This window comes from Streptomyces triculaminicus (assembly GCF_017349075.1).
Classification (GTDB): domain Bacteria; phylum Actinomycetota; class Actinomycetes; order Streptomycetales; family Streptomycetaceae; genus Streptomyces; species Streptomyces triculaminicus.
Map to the genome: position 1 here is coordinate 461,203 of NZ_JAFMOF010000005.1, position 15,506 is coordinate 476,708.

A 15,506-nucleotide genomic window follows, 5' to 3' on the forward strand; every position below is an offset into this window, starting at 1 on the left:
GCCAGGGCCACCAGGGCCGAGGCCGAAGCCGGAGGGGCCGAAGCCGAAGCGGCCGAAGCCGGAGAGGCGGAGAGCGCGGAGGGCTTACGTCCGGCGGTGGCCGCGCGCCGCCGCCCGGCACCCCTCGCCTCCCTGGGCACCGCGTCCCCTCTCGCCCGCATGCTCGTCTTCGGGCTCATCGGCCTCACCGGCTTCCTGCCGAACCTCCTCGGGCTCACGCTCCTGACCGCCGCAGGGCTGCACTACCTCCCGGCGGAGATCGCCGCCAACCAGGCGGGCGTCCTATGGAACTTCCTGCTCACCGAGGCCGTGCTCTTCCGCGACCGCCGCGCGCACCGGAGCCGGGCGGACCGGCTGGCCCGCGTCGCCGTGCTGGCCAACGCCGACCTCCTGCTGCGCATCCCCCTGATCGCGCTGCTGGTCGGCGGCCTCGGCCTGGGCGTGCTGCCGGCGACGGCGCTGGCGCTGCTGACCACCTTCGTACTGCGCTACGCCGCTACGGAGGCGCTGGTGTACCTGCCGCGCCCCCGCAGGAGCCGCGGCGGCGGAAGGCACCGCCATGACGGACACGACCGTGACAGACCCCGCCGTGACGGAAGGGACAAGTGATGGCATGGCATTGATCGTGACCGCCCGCAGACGCACCCGCCTCGGCAGGCGCGGAAGACGCACGCGTGCCGCGGCCGCCCTCCTGCTCGCCTCGAGCGCGTCCTTCGGCCTGCTGCTGGCGGCGCCCGGCCCGGCCGAGGCGGGCTCCAACCTCGTGGTCAATCCCGGCTTCGAGGCCGTGCGCGGCACGGGCACCCTGCCGACCTGCTGGGAGAAGTCCGGCTGGGGCGACAACGACGCCACCGTCACCACCACGGACCAGTCGCACAGCGGCGGCAAGGCGCTGTCCGTCACCCTCACGCGCCGGGTCAGCGGCGACCGCAAGGCGCTGATGGTCGAGGACGCCTCCTGCGCGCCCCAGGTGACCTCGGCACACCAGTACGACCTGTCGCTCTGGTACAAGAGCACCACCCCGGACGCGTCCATCACCGTCTTCCGCCATGACGTGAAGGCCGGCTGGCAGTACTGGACCGACCTCAAGACCCTCCCCGTCAGCGCGGAGTACACCCGGGCGAGCGTCCGTACCCCCGTGGTCCCGCCCGGCACCGACCAGATCACCTGGGGCGTGTCCGTCCACGGCACGGGAACGGTCGTCAGCGACGACTACGACATGCAGGACGCCACGCTCCCGGCCGAGGGCCCGGTCTGCACCGCGGGCGAGGCGTGCACCAAGGGCAGCTGGGCGGTCATGCCGTTCAGGAACCCGGTTCGCAGCATGCACTCGGTCGTCCTGCACAACGGCAAGGTGCTGCTCGTCGCCGGCTCCGGCAACGACCCCGACCTGTTCAAGGCCGGCACCTTCACCTCCGCCGTCCACGACCCGAAGACCGGCGCCATGAAGACGATCCCCACCCCGGTGGACATGTTCTGCGCCGGGCACGTCCAGCTCTCGGACGGCCGGATCCTCATCATGAGCGGCAACAAGGCCTACCCCGCCGCCGACGGCAGCCACGGCTACGAGGGCTTCAAGGACAGCTACATCTTCGACCCGGCGAGCGAGAAGTACGTCAGGACGAACGACATGAACGAGGGCCACTGGTACCCCTCGGCCACCATCCTCGGCAACGGCGACGTCATCAGCTTCGGCGGCCTGAAGGAGGACTCGACGGGCAGCGTCACCGCCGAGAAGTTCTCCCAGGCGCAGCAGAAGTGGCTGCCGCGCACCGAGGTCAACCAGACCTGGTCGTACTGGGGCCTGTACCCGTCGATGATCCTGATGCAGGACGGGCGGCTCTTCTACTCCGGCAGCCACGTCTTCGGCGACGGCACCCCCGGAACGGGGGCGTCCGTCTACGACTACGCCGCCAACAGGATCACCGACGTGCCGGGCCTGCAGGACAAGGACCACCGCGACCAGTCGATGAGCGTGCTGCTGCCGCCCGCCCAGGACCAGCGCGTCCTGACCATGGGCGGCGGCAACGTCAACAGCAACCCCGAGGCGAGCCGCCTGACCGACCTCATCGACCTCAAGCGGCCCAGCCCCGCCTACACCCCCGGCCCGCTGCTCCCGCAGGGCACGGTCGACCAGGGCCGGGGCCCCCAGCCGCAGACGGGCGGCCAGGGCAAGATGTACGTCTCGGCGGTGCTGATGCCCGACGGCAAGGTGCTGGAGACGGGCGGCGGCCTGCACGACCGGGCGGACCCGGTGTACGAGGCGTCGATGTTCAACCCGGCGACCGACACCTTCCAGCCCGGCCTCGCCACGGACCCCGTCCCGCGCACGTACCACTCCTCGGCCTTCCTGCTGCCGGACGGCCGGGTGATGGCGGTCGGCGACAACCCCGGCAACGGCACCTTCAACGACCAGGTCTCGATCTACACCCCGCCCTACCTCTACAAGGGCGCCCGCCCCCAGATCACGTCGGTGGCGAGCGACAGATGGCAGTACGCGAGCACGCAACGCGTCACCGTCGACCGGCCCGTCGTCAAGGCCGAGCTGATCCGCCCGGCGGCCGTCACCCACTCCTCCGACCCCAACCAGCGCTTCGTCGACCTGCCGATGACCGTCGGCTCCGACGGCACCACCATCGACCTCAACGTCACCAGCAACCCCAACCTGGCGCCGCCCGGCTGGTACATGCTCTTCGCCGTCGACGCCGACGGCGTCCCCTCGGTCGCCTCCTGGGTCCACCTGGGCGGCGCGGAGGCCTTGGCGGCGCCGGTGGTGCACGGCTTCGCGGGAGCGATGAGCCACGAGGCCAAGGGCCCGGAGAAGCAACGCTCCTCCCACCCGGTCCCCGTCGAGATCGCCGGCTGCGACCGCCACTACGGCGCCGCGAACGTCTGCGTCCCGACGGCCTTCCCGAAGTCGGTCGCCCCCACGACGGCGGCCCGCTGCGCGTGGCTGACGTCCCATGACTACCGGAACCTGCGCCTCAACGGCCGGAACGACCCGTTGCGCCTCGACCCGGACAGGAACGGCCGCGCCTGCGGCTGAGGCGGTGCCGGACGAGACGTAGGGTTCCGCCCGTGAGCACTTCGAAACCCCGTGCGATGGCGGCGTCCCGTTCGTGGTCGCCGCCGACCCGGATAGAGCGAGACCTCCACGACGCGGCGAAGGCCGGCGACCGTGGACGCTACCTGCGTGTCCTCGCCCAAGCGGACCTGTTCCTGTACGTCCCCAAGGACCACAAGGACGCGTCGGGCGGAAAACCGCCGTGGATTCCCTACGCGGACGGCCGGGGCAACTGGTGCGTCGTGGTCCGCACAGCGGGCGAACGGTTGCCGCGCCGGGCCCAGTTCACCGTCGTCCGCACGTCACTCAACGAGCTCGCCCACGACTGGCCCGGCCGCCGCTTCTCCCTGCACGTCAACCCCGGCACACCCGCGGCCATGCTCCTGACCTCGGGCCCCTGGGACGTCCGCCGCTGGAAGCGCACGGCGAAGCGGCACCTGCTGGGCGACCGCCCCGTCTCCCTCCTCACCAAGGACACCGGCCACCGCACCGGCCCCGTCGCCCACGCGCTCGCCTGCGGAGCCCACCTGTCCGTACGCAACGGCGTGCTGTGGAACGACCTCGGCGACGCCTACGACGACTACGAACGCGACGCCGAGATCCTCCGCGACGGATGGGCCACCACGACCGCGCATGCCTGGCAGGAGCAGATGGACGCCCTGCTGGAGGGCCGCAACAGCCCGGCCGAACCCGAATTCGCCCTCAGCGTCCGCCGCGAACTCTCCCGCGCCACGGACACCCCCCTCGACGCCGACACCTGGCGCCGCGCCTGCTCCCAGGTCCTCGACGACCTGGACGAACGGGCCATCGACGAGGCGGTGATCCAGCCCCTCATAGGCCGCATCCTCCGATACGAGGCACGCTTCCGGGCCGACGGCCTCCTCGAACCGGATGGCTACGTGCGCAGCGCGCTCGCCTACGACTACGGCCGCGCCGTCAGCTTCGCCCGCTGGGGCCTCGGGGCCCGGCTCTGCTCCGAGGCCACGGCAGAGGAGGCGATCCGCCGCGCGGGCGCCCTCGCCCGCGAACACCACACCTCGTGGGCCGACTTCTCGGCCGGCTACGCGCTCGGGCGCGTCATGCGCTTCGACACCGAGGAATTCGGCTCGTGGTACACGAGCGTCCTCGAACCGCACCGCCTGCTGATGTCCGAGGACGACAGCCCCTGGCTCACGCTGCCGTGGCGGCAGTGAAGTAGACCTGACGGGCGCGGCGGGCCGCCGCGGCGGCCCAGAACGCCACGTTCCGGGCCGCCGAACGGTCCGCCGCGCGACGGGCGGCGGGGCTCGGCGTGATCACCGAGGGCAGGCCGGGCGGGCGCAGCGACCCGTAGTCGGTGAACCGCTGGGTTCCGGAGCGCGCGGGGGTCACCACTCACCGTCCGTGTCCGCGTCCGCGGGTACGCGGTGGACGTCGCGTACGTGCCGCCGCACGGCATCGGTCGCGTCCACGGCCCGCCGCCGACACCCCTCGTCCACAGCCCGCCGCTGCGCGGCGCCCAGCGCGGCGCACTCCCTGCACGCGGGCTTGCCCACCGGGCACATCAGCTCGAACCAGAGGGACTTGCCCTCGCGGTGGCACGTGGAATTCCCCCAGTCGTCGGCACACTCCCGCACGAGCCACAACCCCCGCCCGTCCTCACGGTCCGCCCCACCGCGCCTCTCCGAGGGAAGCACCGGACTCGTGTCCCACACGGTGACCCGGACCCGCTCGCCCTGCCGACCGCGCAGGCGGAGGGAACAGGGGCCCTTGGTGTGCACGTACGCGTTGGTGACGAGTTCGGAGGCCAACAAGGTGGCAGTCTCGGCGATTTCGCCCATGCCGTGGCTGTCCAGCACGGCTCGGAGGGCGAGCCGGGCCACGCCGGGTGAACGTGGATCGTGCGGGAGTTCGAGGGTGTACGTCCAGGGCTGTGACGGCGATACGGTGGCCATGGAAGTCTCCTGGCGGATTACCGGTGGGTTGGATGGCTCAAACCGTAGCCCGAGCCGTATAAGTTCTACGCCGTGATCTCCAAATTCCTCACTTGAGCACCCGCATGGGCGACTGACGCGAACTGTGTACGAACGAGGAGCGACTGCGGATGCCTGTCAGGAACAACTCAACAGCCCGCCAGCTCCGGCTCGGTGTTGAACTTCGCAAGCTCAGGGAGCGCGCCGGAGTATCGTCGACTGAAGCCGGTCGACTTCTCGGCACAAGCCAAGCCCAGATCAGCAACATCGAGGCGGGGCGCGTTGGCGTCAGCGCTGAACGCGTGCGCGCGATGGCTCGCAACTACAGCTGCACTCACATGGAACTCGTGGACGCGCTGGCAAGCATGGCAGTGGAGCGCAGCCGCGGCTGGTGGTGGGAGTATCAGGGAACGCTTCCCGCCGGTCTTCTCGACCTGGCCGAGGCCGAGCGCCATGCCACGTGCCTGCGCGTTGCACAGGCCATCACGATTCCGGGCCTCCTGCAGACTCCCGAGCATGCACGCGCGATCTTCCGCGAGTTCGTGCCGACGCTGATGCCACACGAAGTGGAGTACCGCGTCTCCCACCGGATCAAGCGGCAAGAAATCCTGTTCCGCAGCGATCCGCCGCCCTACACCGCGATCATCCACGAGGCCGCATTAAGAATGCAGTTCGGCGGAGCCGAGACGGCCAGAGCGCAGCTCTCCCACGTCATCGACATGAGCGAGCGGGACCATGTGACCGTCGTGGTGATCCCGTTCGACGGCACGTCATTCCCCATCTCGGGCCACGGCGTGGACTACTTCCACGGGCCAGTCCCGCAGCTCGACACAGTGGCTCTCGACATCACGCATGGCTGCGCGCTTGTCGACACTCAAACCCATCTCGAGAGGTATCACCTGACGTTGGACCGGATGGAAAAGGTCGCCCTTCCGCCAGGCCCATCACGCGAACTCATCCACAGCATCGCCCGGGCGACCTGAGAGGACCGAACGTGACAACGCTCATCTGGCAGAAGTCTTCGTACAGCGAAGCCGCATCCTCCTGCATCTATCTAGCGGCAAGCCCGACGTGGCAGAAGTCGTCCTTCAGCGGCGAAGGAGACGCGTGCCTCTACCTCGCCAACGCGCCAGCGGAAGCCATCCACCTCCGCGAGAGCGACGCTCCCGACGTGATCGTCACGACCACCCCGGCCAGACTCCGCCCCCTCATATCCGCCATAAAGGCCGGCACTCTGACACAGGCACCAGCCCAAACGACCCCCTGACCGGACGGTCTACCGGCAAAACGCATCCGCACTGCCGAGGATCTGCGCCGTCTGCGTCGAGGTGGTGCCGAGCTCCTGCATGGTCTTCTTGGCCTGCTCACCGAACGCCTTGGCGGACGTACTGCGGGCGACGCAAATGGCGTTGCCGTAGGTGATGAGCGAGTCGTCGCTGATGTGGTCGAGATCCGGGTAGTTCTTCCGGACGGACCGGACGTAGAGCTTCGCCATGCCCCCGTCGAGCGTGCGCACCTTCGCCGGGCTGGAAGACGGGCTCGCGGGAGCCGCGGAACTCGCGGAAGGAGCGGCAGCGGAAGGGCTGTCGTCGGACGAGTCGCACGCCGAAGTGCCCAGAACGGCGGCAGCCGCAACGCAGAGGGCGAACCGGGAAGAGCGCTTGTACATGAATCTCCTGGTAGATGAACGTCAGGGAACATTCTCACCTATGCCCGCTACGCCCCGTGACGCGGGGCAAGGCAGGGCGCATAGGACGAGGCACACGCCCCCGGGTCACTGCAAGCTCTGGCCTTCACGTCACACCGGGAGGGGAGACGGCGGTCGGAATTCGAAGGGGTTCGGGATAATGAGTGCCGCCTGCGGCGTCAATCCCTATCAGAGGTAATCGAAAACCCCCGAAGAAGGTGCAATGCCCGACCTCAAGAGCGGCTCAAAAAAGCAGGACGCGCTTATTCTCGTGTTCACCGTCCTGCCCGCCGGCGCGGCGGTGGTCGCCACCTGGATAGCCAAGGACGCCCAGGGCGTTACCAAGATCGCCCTGATTGCCCTTATCGCCATTCTCGCGACGGCACCCCCGCTCTGGGCGTTCTGGCAGCACAAGAAGTCGCGTATCGAGGAGCGAACCCGCCGGGAGGCGCTCCTGGCGCCGATCATCGATTACATCGGCGAAAGCATCACCAAACCGTCCGAAGCCCCCGCCAAGGCGGCGCAGATTCATGAACGTCTGGCTCCGCTGCTGGCGGAGAGCCTGGGCGACGGGGTGCGGTGCGCGTTCTACTCGTACGACGCGAAGAACGAGCGTTTTCTCAAGGAAGTGGCCTCCGGCGGGCCGAACGGCACGCCTGACGAGATCGGGATCCGCTCCGAGAAATTCTCTCGCCTGAGGCATGTGATGGAACAGAAAGTCCCGGTGTACACGAAGGACATCCTGGACCCTGATGCACAACTGAACTTCACCCTGGGTGGCGGTTATCGATCAATTCTTGCTCATGGGGCCTGGGCGGGGGAGGAAGTCCAGGGGGTCCTGATTGTCGACGCCCCGAATCCGGGGGATCTCACGAGGGCCAAAGTGCCGGAAACGTACGTATGGGTTTTCGCATCTTTGTTCGGCGCCTCAAACGCGCTCAGAATTGCTCCGACCGGGTGACGGAGCCTCGAGCAGAGGGTAAAACAGTAAAGATGCTCGGAACCGAGCGGGAACCCGCTCGCGGCTCGCACGAGTCGATGCGCATCTAGAGACAGTTGGGGGAACCGTCATGCCTGAGCGTGAATCGGCGATCATTACATCAGGACATCGCTGGATGGCCGGCCAGGAATCCACCGATGCCTACATCACCAAGGTGCTCCAGTTGGCCGCAACGACTCCTGGCCAGGAGCTGTTCCGCTGGATAAGGTCCAGGATCGCCCTGGTCCTGCAGGCTCACCACAGGGGGTCGTGAGCCGAGGCGCGGCAAGCCGTTCCGGGTACCGGGGAGCGTGGGATCAACGCGCCCCGGTCACCGCCATGCCCGGCGGCCCGCCGAACCGTCACAGCACCTTGAACAGGTAGACGTCGGAATGCCCGCCGGGCACGCCCGGCACGCGCCCGACTTCCGCGTAGCCGTGGCGCTGATAGAAGCCCGGCGCCTGGAAGGTGAAGGATGAGACCGTGACGCGGTCGCAGCCGCGTCGTACGGCCTCGGCCTCAGCCTCGCGCAACAGCTTCGAACCCCAGCCGTCCGCGCGGGAGGCCTCCCGTACCCACAGCAGCTCGATCCCGCACAGTCCGCCCCAGGTCCAGGCGGTGAGGCCGCCGATCAGCTCGCCGTCCTCGTCCGTGACCCTCACCGAGAACTCTCCGCGAGGGGCGGTGCCGGTGGCGACGTCGTTGAAGGCGACGAGTTCGTTCTCGAGCCGCTTGGTGAGCTCGGCGTCTTTTCCACTGACGGTCAGCACGCGCTTGTCCACAGCAGTCATGAACCGCAGTATGCGCACACGCCGAGCGGCGCTCGCCATTCAATAACCGGGGGCGTCCCGTACGGCCGCTCCCCATTCCCACATGCTGTGCACCACCGGCTCCAGTGCCCGGCCCCGCGTGGTCAGGACGTAGCGGACCCGCGGGGGCCAGCCGGGGATGCGGTGGCGCTCGATGACGCCCGCGCTGGTCAACTGGGCCAGCCGGTCGGAGAGGACCTTGTCCGAAAGGACGGGCAGGGCGGCGGACAGCTCGGTGTACGTGGCCTGATCGCGGCGAAGGAATTCGCGGAGGATCAGCGGCGTCCAGCGGCCCCCCAGCGCGGCGAGGGTGATGTCGACGGGGCAGAGAGGTTCGCTGCCCGGCGGAACGAGAGCGCTGTCCGGGCAATCCGCCAGCGGACCGTCCTGGCCACCCGGCCCGATGCCCGGGGGCCGTGCGTGTCCAACTGTTTGGTGAGCCACGAAAGCCCCTCCTAACGTCTCGTCGCGAACCGTCCGCCCGCCCGCTTCCCTCCAGGGAGACCCATGCGCATCCACCACCTCAACTGCGGTTCTCTCCGGAAGATTCCACAGCTCGGGGGAGAGCACCCGGCCCGCGCCGCGAACGGCGAACCGGCCGTCCGCGAACTGGCCGTCGTCTGCCATTGCCTGCTCATCGAGACGGACTCGGACGGGCTGGTCCTGGTCGACGCCGGCCTCGGCGCCGCATCACCGGCACAGCCTCGGCCACTTCATGCCGGCCCACCGGGCCCACGGCCCGCTGCTGACGCCCGCACTCGTGGACGGGCGTACGGAGTGGTTCGGCTTCCCGGGCGTGGCGCGCCCGCAGGGTCTGGCATGCGAGCTGCTGCTTGTGCCGCTGCCCGGTCACTCGGCGGGACACGCGGGTGTCGCCGTGCGCGACGACGACGGAAGGTGGCTGCTGCACACGGGCGACGCGTACCTGTACCACGGCGAGATCGAGCACACCCCCGCTCTCTGCCACCCCGTTCTCGAGCCGGTCCAGCAGGGAGCGCAGACCGACGTCGCGGCTCGCGTCGCCGCCCGCGACCGACTGCGCGACCTGCGCCGCGACCACGCGGAAGAGGTCACCGTCTTCAGCGCCCACGACCCGTGGGAGCTGGCCCGACTCGCCGCCCGCGCGGGCGGGTCGTCCTCGCGCGGCGCGCGTGGCGCGCGCCACGGAAATATGCGTTGATCGCGGCGACATAAGACGGCAAGATCGCTTACGGCCTGGTACGGACCAGTGCGCCACCGTCCCGCGTATCGAGGTGCCCGTGATCCAGTACGTCCTCCCGGCCATTCCCGGGCTCATGACGGTCGGGGCGCTCGCCGCCGCGGCCCGCGTGATCGTACGGCGCCGGCGTCTCAACGAGGCGTGGTACCGGGGCGTGACCGTCGAAGGGCGCTGCCTGCGGACGTTCGTGACCACGGCGACATGGCGACGCGGCATGCACGAGAGCACGAACAGCACGATCAGCCACGCGTACGAGTTCACGACCCCGGACGGCCGGACGCTGCGCTTCGAGGAGGACGGGCCGTCGACGGTCTTCGAGGGCGACATCGTCCTCGTGCGCTACCCGCAGGGCCGGCCGGACCTGGCGACGGCCCTGCCGCCGGGCGACCGCGCGACCAAGGCCAAGTTCCGCATGACGCTGGGCTTTCTGACCTTCGGCACGCTGCTGTGCGTGGCGGTGACGTGCGTATTCGCCTTCACCACGAGCCTCATGACGGACATGTTCGAGAAGACCCGGGACATGAAGCCGCCGGCGTCCCCCACGTCCCCCGAGTCTCCGGCGGCGCACCCAGAACCCCCGCGCTACCCTCGCTCCCCCGCTCCCCACCGGCCCGCCCGACGACTTCCCCACCGGCCCGCCCGACGGCTTCCCGAGCGACTTCCCCACCGGCTTCCCAAGCCGCCGGGGGACCGACCCGCTAGAGGGTCCCGGCGGCGGCTGTGGCCGTGGCCGTGTTCAGTAGCCGATCGTGAAGCGGCGCTGGACGAAGCGGGGCAGCTCCACCTCGTCGATCAGGGCGACGGCGGCGTCCTCCGCGGAGATGCGGCTGAGTCCGTCGGCATCCCGGACCACCTGGTCGGTGCCGATCCGGAACCGACCGGTGCGCTCGCCGGGGGCGATGGCCTCGGCCGGACTGAAGTAGGTCCAGAGCCGGTTGGACGTGCGCAGAACGTTCAGGCCGTCCCGGGCTCCGCGTGCCGCGGCCGCGTACTCGCGGGGCAGTCCGAGCTGGTCGAGGGTCTCGTGTATCCGGTCGACGTCGTCGGCGAGCGCCACTCCGGGCTCGGTCTCCAGGCTGCCGGCTCCGCCGATCACGATCAGCCGGGTCCTGGGGTGGCTCTCCAGGGCCTTGAGCAGCGCCCGGGCGGCGGTGGAGTGGACCGTGGGGTCGGCGATGGAGCGCCGCACGGTGTCCGCGAGGTCCTTGGCCGCGTTGCCCGGCTGGAACCCGCTGATCAGCACGTCCAGGCCGGGCAGGACGGCGGCGATGCTCGCGGGGTCGAGGACGTCCACGCCGGCCCAGGTGACGTTCGCGCGGCGCTCGTCGATCTGCGAGGCGTCGCGGCTGAGTGCCGTGACGTGGTGCCCGCGGCCGAGTGCCTCGGTGACGACCCGGCTGCCGATGGTGCCGGTGGCGCCGATCACTCCGATGTGCATGGTTCTCCCCTTGTTCATGCCGGTTGTTCATGCGCGTAGTTCAGGCCCGGACATGCCGACTATCGCCGTACGTCTGGACGCCGTGCGAAAACTATACGGCGTGAAGTTTCTGCACGGCAATCACTTCCGTGGCGCTGTAGAGTGCCCGCATGGCAGGTACCGGGACCAGAGGGCGGCGCGAGCGGCTGCGGGCCGAGACGACGGCCGAAATCAAGAGCGTGGCGCTGGAGTTGATGGCTTCGGGCGGCCCCGGCGCGATCACGCTGCGCGCCATCGCGCGCGAGATGGGCATGACCGCCAACGCCATCTACGGCTACTTCGCCACCCGCGACGACCTGGTCACCACGCTCATCAACGACGTGTACACCTCGCTCGCCAACGCCGTCGACGCCGCCTGGGACGCCGCCCCCGCCAAGGACCCGGCCGACCGGATCCGGGCATGGGCGCATGCCTTCCGTGGCTGGGCGCTGGCCAACCCCGAAGGCTTCCGCCTCATCTACGGCGACCCCGTACCCGGCTACATCGCCCCCGAGGACGGCGCCGCCCCGGACGCCGCGCAGCGGGTCTGCACCGGCCTCACCGCCCTCGCGGCCGCCGCCTGGCCGCACGCCGAACACCTCTACGCGGACAGCGACTTCCAGTGGTCCGACTTCGACGCCGGTCTCCTCGGCAAGGTCCGCCCGGCCTTTCCCGACCTCCCCCCGGCCGCCGTGGCACTCGCCCTGCGCATCTGGGGCCACTTGCACGGCCTGGTGTCACTGGAGATCTACGGCCATCTGGGCACCCAGACCATGAGCCCGGACAAGCTCTTCCATGAAGAACTGACCCAACTCGTCCGGTCGTTGGGCATCGCACCGAAGGCCTGACGGCGTAGCGGTCGGTCACGCACCCGCCCTCACTCCTCCTCCCGCGCCTCCATGATCACCAGCGTGCCCTGGCTGCCGGCGCGGACGGCATGCCGGGCGCCGGCCGTCACCACGTACATCTCGCCCGGCCCCACCGTCGCATCGACGCCTTCGACCGTCAGCTCCAGCCTGCCGTCGAGCACCAGCAGCACCTCGGTGGTGCCGTGGACCTCCTCCTCGAGCGGCAGTGCGTCCATGCGCAGCACCTTCACGCAGGCCGCGCCCACCTCACCCAGCACACGGGATCTCCACGCCTCCGGCAGCTCGGCCGCGGTCCCGAACAGGCTGACCACACCCACGAGATGACTCCCCTCCACATCGCGATCAATTGATGTCAGGAAGCTATCCGGCCTGGGACAACAGGTGGTCGACCGTTAAGCAAAACCTCTCATCGCGCGTCCCGTTCCGTTCGCCTTCTGTCCGGCGGGTCCGGATACGCACCGTGGCGCTCTCGCCGAAGTCCTGGGAGTGTTGCCGCCATGACGACGAAGCTGTACGTGGGCAACTTGGGCTGGAACACGACGGACGACGCGCTTCGGCAGGCTTTCGCGGCGTACGGCCAGGTCGTCGACACCATCGTCATGCGCGACCGCGACACGGGCCGCTCCAGGGGATTCGGCTTCGTCACCATGGGCTCCCCCGGCGAGGCCGACGCGGCGATCAACGGACTCCACGAGCAGGAACTCGAGGGGCGCCGCATCAAGGTCAACGTGGCCAACGCCAAGCCCCGCGGCGGAGGCCGCGGCTACTAGGCGGCCAACGCCTCCGGCCGCCTCCGGTCGCCGCGCCGGCGCCGACGCGGCCGCCGGCTCACGGACGGACGAGGGCCTGCTCCAGCAGGCCGTGAAGGACGCGCTGCTCCTGCGGGCTGAGGCCGGACAGCGGGGATTCCACGGCGAGGAGCTCGAGGAGGCGTGCGCGCAGAGCGGTGCCCTCGGCGGTGAGGACGAGGTGCTTGGCGCGGCGGTCGGTGGGGTGCGGGTGCCGCTCGACCAGGCTCTGCTTCTCCAGCTTGTCGACGACGAAGGTGGTGTTGGAGGGCTCGCAGCTCATGCGCTCGGCGAGCTCCCGCATGGTCATCGGCCCGCTCATCTCCCGCAGCGCGGTCGCCTGGGACGCGGTGAGGCCGAGGGTGGCGGCGCGCTCCCGTACGTGCTCGGCGATCCGCTGGGCCAGTCCGTTCACCAGACCGCACAGCTGTCGCTCGGCGATGGCCTGCGTCTCCGGGGACGTCGTCATACCACCACCCTACCAAGTCCATCAAAGCCAAACATTTACAGCTTGAATGATTCGAGCTTGATGCTTATGGTGGGCGTCGCCGCCGCGGGGAAACGTGGCGACGACCCGACGACGACCCACAGGGGAGCACCCATGTCCGACTTGACGACGGCTCAGGACGAACGACTGCGCCGGCCGGCAGCCATCCGCTCGATCCAGCTGGGCGACACGAAGGTGTCGTACGTGCCGGACGGCGACGTGCGGCTCCGGCCGCTGGCACTGCTCCAGGACTCCACCGACGAGGTGTGGGCCGCGCACCCGGAGTACCTGGACGCCGAGGGCCACCTCGTGGGAAGCGTCGGCGCGCTGCTGGTGGAGCACGGCGGCCGCGCCCTGCTGATCGACGCGGGCTTCGGCCCGCAGAGGCTCGAGGCCCCGGACGGCCCGCTCGGCGCGATCCACGGAGGCGCGCTCCCGCACAGCCTGGCCGAGCTCGGTCGCCGCCCCGAGGACATCGAAGCCGTGGCCTTCACCCACCTCCACGCCGACCACCTCGGCTGGGCCTGCCACCCCGCCCCCGGCGGTGACCGGCCCCTGCTCGCCCACTCCGACTACCTGATCTCCGAGCAGGAGTGGGACCGGCGCGACCTCCTGGAGGCCCAGGGCATGACCGAGCAGGTCGCGGCCCTCGCACCGCGCGTCCGTACGGTCACGGACGGGCAGGAGATCTTCCCCGGCGTTCGCGTACGGATCACCCCCGGCCACACCGTCGGGCACGCCGAGTACGTCATCACCGGGGGCGGACGCCGTCTGATCGCCTTCGGCGACGCCATGCACTCGCCGATCCAGGCCGACCACCCCGACTGGTCCGCGGGCTTCGACCACGACCCCACCCGCACCGCCGACCACCGCCGCCGCCTCGTCGCCGAGCTGGCGGAGCCCGGCACGATCGGCTTCGGCGTCCACTTCGCCGACGTGGTCTTCGGACACGTCCAGCGGGACGGGGACGGCCCGGCCTGGCGGCCGCTGGACGCCTGACCGGCCGGGGAGGCCGGAGCCGGCCCGGACGATCAAGGCGACGCCAGCGCTGCGATCACCTGCCGGACGCCCCGGCCCCGCACACCGGCCGGGTCCGCAGCCAGTACGAGCGCGCGGCCAGCAGCAGGGCGACACCGTAGGCGGCGAAGGCGCCGAACCCGACCCAGCCCACGGCGATCGCCTGCGACTCCGACCTGAAGTCGCCGAGCCGCACGGTCACCGCGCCGGTCGTGGCCAGGACCATGTACGCGGCGCCGAGCACCCCGTACGGCACCAGCGTCGCCGCCCCGACGACCGCCGGGGTCAGCGGCAGCCAGCGCGGCACCGGCCGCCCGCCGAGCACCAAGGTCCAGCGGGGGAAGACCTGCCCCCACGGCCGGATCAGCCCGAACAGCAGGAACACGCCGAGCGCGGCCAGCAGGGCGGTCGGGTCGAGCCCCCAGGACTCCAGCGTGAGCCACACGCCGGACGACCCGTTCCGCTCGTAGGCCGCGAGCACCTCCTCGCCGCTCACCCCGGCGAACGTCCCGCCCGTCGCCCAGATCACCTTCATCACCGCGAACGGCACGAACGCGACGGACCCCGCGCAGGCGACGAGGTGCATCCGGCGGGAAGCGGCGGACGGATCCGGCCTCATCACCGCCGTGTGCCGCTGCCCGCAGCCGCCGCAGACGGCGCCGGCCCGCAGCGAACGGGCCGTGGCGGCGAGCAGCACCGCGCCGACCAACCCGAGAGCGTGATGCACGGCGTCGGCCGTGTTGTCGACACCCTGGCCGACCAGCAACCCGATGACGTCCATCAGCAGCGTGAAGGCGGAGACGGCGGACAGCGCACAGGCCGTCCACAACAGGCCGCGCACCACGGGCCGCGCCCCCGAACGCCGCGCGGCCACGACCGCGACCGCCCCCAGCGCGGCCACAAGAAGAACGAACCAGCTCAGCCAGGCCCCCGCGCCCCGCCCACCACACGCCCCACCGCGAATCCGCCCTGCACGACCGCCCAGCACAGCGTCGCGTGCACCACCCGGCGGCCCTTACCTGCCCATACGACATCACTCATGCCCCGACCGTCGCACCCGCCCCCACGACCGGACGTCCCCCACCGGCACGATCCCCTCCGCCCAGCGGCGGAGCCGGCCGTCAGACCTCGGTACCCAGAGCGGTGACCTCACCCCCCCACGACGCCCCCGAACGCACG

The 15,506-nt window shown here is 70.3% G+C and carries 20 protein-coding genes and 1 pseudogene; 11 read left to right on the forward strand and 10 right to left on the reverse strand.

Features of this window, described 5'->3' with window-relative positions; translation table 11 throughout:
* Nucleotides 1-57: 57 nt before the first annotated feature.
* The 3 genes and pseudogenes from J1792_RS30500 to J1792_RS35530 all read left to right on the forward strand — a co-directional run.
* Nucleotides 58-609 (forward strand): annotated as a pseudogene (locus tag J1792_RS30500) (GtrA family protein); the annotation flags it as partial.
* A 4-nt stretch (nucleotides 610-613) separates the two neighbouring features.
* Nucleotides 614-3,046 carry a galactose oxidase early set domain-containing protein gene (locus J1792_RS30505; protein WP_207248629.1) on the forward strand — a complete coding sequence of 811 codons (2,433 nt, stop codon included), beginning with the start codon at nucleotides 614-616 and terminating at the stop codon, nucleotides 3,044-3,046.
* Between the two features lie 32 nt (nucleotides 3,047-3,078).
* Nucleotides 3,079-4,257, forward strand: coding sequence for a DUF1266 domain-containing protein (locus J1792_RS35530; protein WP_143587824.1), 1,179 nt, complete (start codon nucleotides 3,079-3,081; stop codon nucleotides 4,255-4,257).
* Here J1792_RS35530 and J1792_RS30515 read toward each other — a convergent pair.
* Together J1792_RS30515 and J1792_RS30520 are read right to left on the reverse strand one after the other, a co-directional pair.
* Nucleotides 4,235-4,435, reverse strand: a complete 201-nt coding sequence (locus J1792_RS30515; RefSeq protein ID WP_143587823.1) for a DUF6255 family natural product biosynthesis protein — start codon at nucleotides 4,433-4,435, stop codon at nucleotides 4,235-4,237. The genes J1792_RS35530 and J1792_RS30515 overlap by 23 nt on opposite strands.
* The gene (locus tag J1792_RS30520) at nucleotides 4,432-4,998 is read right to left on the reverse strand and encodes an ATP-binding protein (protein WP_107431196.1); all 567 of its coding nucleotides are present in this window, start codon (nucleotides 4,996-4,998) and stop codon (nucleotides 4,432-4,434) included. The genes J1792_RS30515 and J1792_RS30520 overlap by 4 nt, the downstream gene beginning before the upstream one ends.
* Before the next feature lie 149 nt (nucleotides 4,999-5,147).
* On the opposite strand from J1792_RS30520, the gene J1792_RS30525 reads away from it, so the two are divergent.
* Both J1792_RS30525 and J1792_RS30530 read left to right on the forward strand, forming a co-directional pair.
* Nucleotides 5,148-5,999, forward strand: coding sequence for a helix-turn-helix domain-containing protein (locus J1792_RS30525; protein WP_207248630.1), 852 nt, complete (start codon nucleotides 5,148-5,150; stop codon nucleotides 5,997-5,999).
* An 11-nt stretch (nucleotides 6,000-6,010) separates the two neighbouring features.
* Nucleotides 6,011-6,283, forward strand: a complete 273-nt coding sequence (locus J1792_RS30530) for a DUF397 domain-containing protein (protein ID WP_086573839.1) — start codon at nucleotides 6,011-6,013, stop codon at nucleotides 6,281-6,283.
* A gap of 9 nt (nucleotides 6,284-6,292) precedes the next feature.
* Here J1792_RS30530 and J1792_RS30535 read toward each other — a convergent pair whose 3' ends face one another.
* Nucleotides 6,293-6,511: a hypothetical protein gene (locus J1792_RS30535; RefSeq protein ID WP_086573837.1), complete on the reverse strand. Its 219-nt coding sequence runs from the start codon at nucleotides 6,509-6,511 to the stop codon at nucleotides 6,293-6,295.
* A gap of 415 nt (nucleotides 6,512-6,926) precedes the next feature.
* Here J1792_RS30535 and J1792_RS30540 point away from each other — a divergent pair, with 415 nt between their 5' ends.
* Both J1792_RS30540 and J1792_RS30545 read left to right on the forward strand, forming a co-directional pair.
* Complete coding sequence (locus J1792_RS30540) at nucleotides 6,927-7,664, forward strand: hypothetical protein (protein WP_086573836.1); 738 nt, start codon at nucleotides 6,927-6,929, stop codon at nucleotides 7,662-7,664.
* Between the two features lie 109 nt (nucleotides 7,665-7,773).
* The gene (locus J1792_RS30545; protein WP_207248631.1) at nucleotides 7,774-7,956 is read left to right on the forward strand and encodes a hypothetical protein; all 183 of its coding nucleotides are present in this window, start codon (nucleotides 7,774-7,776) and stop codon (nucleotides 7,954-7,956) included.
* A gap of 88 nt (nucleotides 7,957-8,044) precedes the next feature.
* Here J1792_RS30545 and J1792_RS30550 read toward each other — a convergent pair whose 3' ends face one another.
* Nucleotides 8,045-8,473, reverse strand: a complete 429-nt coding sequence (locus J1792_RS30550) for a GNAT family N-acetyltransferase (RefSeq protein WP_207248632.1) — start codon at nucleotides 8,471-8,473, stop codon at nucleotides 8,045-8,047.
* A 39-nt stretch (nucleotides 8,474-8,512) separates the two neighbouring features.
* Nucleotides 8,513-8,935, reverse strand: a complete 423-nt coding sequence (locus tag J1792_RS34700; protein WP_086573849.1) for a winged helix-turn-helix transcriptional regulator — start codon at nucleotides 8,933-8,935, stop codon at nucleotides 8,513-8,515.
* Between the two features lie 271 nt (nucleotides 8,936-9,206).
* Here J1792_RS34700 and J1792_RS30560 point away from each other — a divergent pair, with 271 nt between their 5' ends.
* The gene (locus tag J1792_RS30560) at nucleotides 9,207-9,671 is read left to right on the forward strand and encodes an MBL fold metallo-hydrolase (protein WP_242646818.1); all 465 of its coding nucleotides are present in this window, start codon (nucleotides 9,207-9,209) and stop codon (nucleotides 9,669-9,671) included.
* Nucleotides 9,672-10,446: 775 nt separating this feature from the next.
* Here the strand turns inward: J1792_RS30560 and J1792_RS30565 are convergent.
* On the reverse strand, nucleotides 10,447-11,148 hold the full coding sequence (locus J1792_RS30565; protein WP_207248633.1) for an NAD(P)-dependent oxidoreductase: 702 nt from the start codon (nucleotides 11,146-11,148) through the stop codon (nucleotides 10,447-10,449).
* Nucleotides 11,149-11,297: 149 nt separating this feature from the next.
* On the opposite strand from J1792_RS30565, the gene J1792_RS30570 reads away from it, so the two are divergent.
* A complete protein-coding gene (locus tag J1792_RS30570; RefSeq protein ID WP_086572913.1) occupies nucleotides 11,298-12,014 on the forward strand; it encodes a TetR/AcrR family transcriptional regulator in 717 nt (238 codons plus the stop codon).
* Between the two features lie 29 nt (nucleotides 12,015-12,043).
* On the opposite strand, the gene J1792_RS30575 is transcribed toward J1792_RS30570, so the two are convergent.
* On the reverse strand, nucleotides 12,044-12,352 hold the full coding sequence (locus tag J1792_RS30575) for a cupin domain-containing protein (protein WP_242705051.1): 309 nt from the start codon (nucleotides 12,350-12,352) through the stop codon (nucleotides 12,044-12,046).
* A gap of 180 nt (nucleotides 12,353-12,532) precedes the next feature.
* Between J1792_RS30575 and J1792_RS30580 the strand changes: the two genes are divergently transcribed.
* The gene (locus J1792_RS30580; RefSeq protein ID WP_207248634.1) at nucleotides 12,533-12,805 is read left to right on the forward strand and encodes an RNA recognition motif domain-containing protein; all 273 of its coding nucleotides are present in this window, start codon (nucleotides 12,533-12,535) and stop codon (nucleotides 12,803-12,805) included.
* Nucleotides 12,806-12,863: 58 nt separating this feature from the next.
* On the opposite strand, the gene J1792_RS30585 is transcribed toward J1792_RS30580, so the two are convergent.
* Complete coding sequence (locus J1792_RS30585) at nucleotides 12,864-13,292, reverse strand: MarR family winged helix-turn-helix transcriptional regulator (protein ID WP_086572916.1); 429 nt, start codon at nucleotides 13,290-13,292, stop codon at nucleotides 12,864-12,866.
* Between the two features lie 132 nt (nucleotides 13,293-13,424).
* Between J1792_RS30585 and J1792_RS30590 the strand changes: the two genes are divergently transcribed.
* The gene (locus J1792_RS30590; protein ID WP_207248635.1) at nucleotides 13,425-14,309 is read left to right on the forward strand and encodes an MBL fold metallo-hydrolase; all 885 of its coding nucleotides are present in this window, start codon (nucleotides 13,425-13,427) and stop codon (nucleotides 14,307-14,309) included.
* Between the two features lie 55 nt (nucleotides 14,310-14,364).
* On the opposite strand, the gene J1792_RS34705 is transcribed toward J1792_RS30590, so the two are convergent.
* Together J1792_RS34705 and J1792_RS35200 are read right to left on the reverse strand one after the other, a co-directional pair.
* Nucleotides 14,365-15,228 (reverse strand): hypothetical protein, encoded by an 864-nt coding sequence (locus tag J1792_RS34705; protein ID WP_242646819.1) that lies wholly within the window; start codon nucleotides 15,226-15,228, stop codon nucleotides 14,365-14,367.
* A gap of 17 nt (nucleotides 15,229-15,245) precedes the next feature.
* Nucleotides 15,246-15,368 (reverse strand): hypothetical protein, encoded by a 123-nt coding sequence (locus J1792_RS35200; protein WP_278186455.1) that lies wholly within the window; start codon nucleotides 15,366-15,368, stop codon nucleotides 15,246-15,248.
* Between the last annotated feature and the right edge of the window lie 138 nt (nucleotides 15,369-15,506).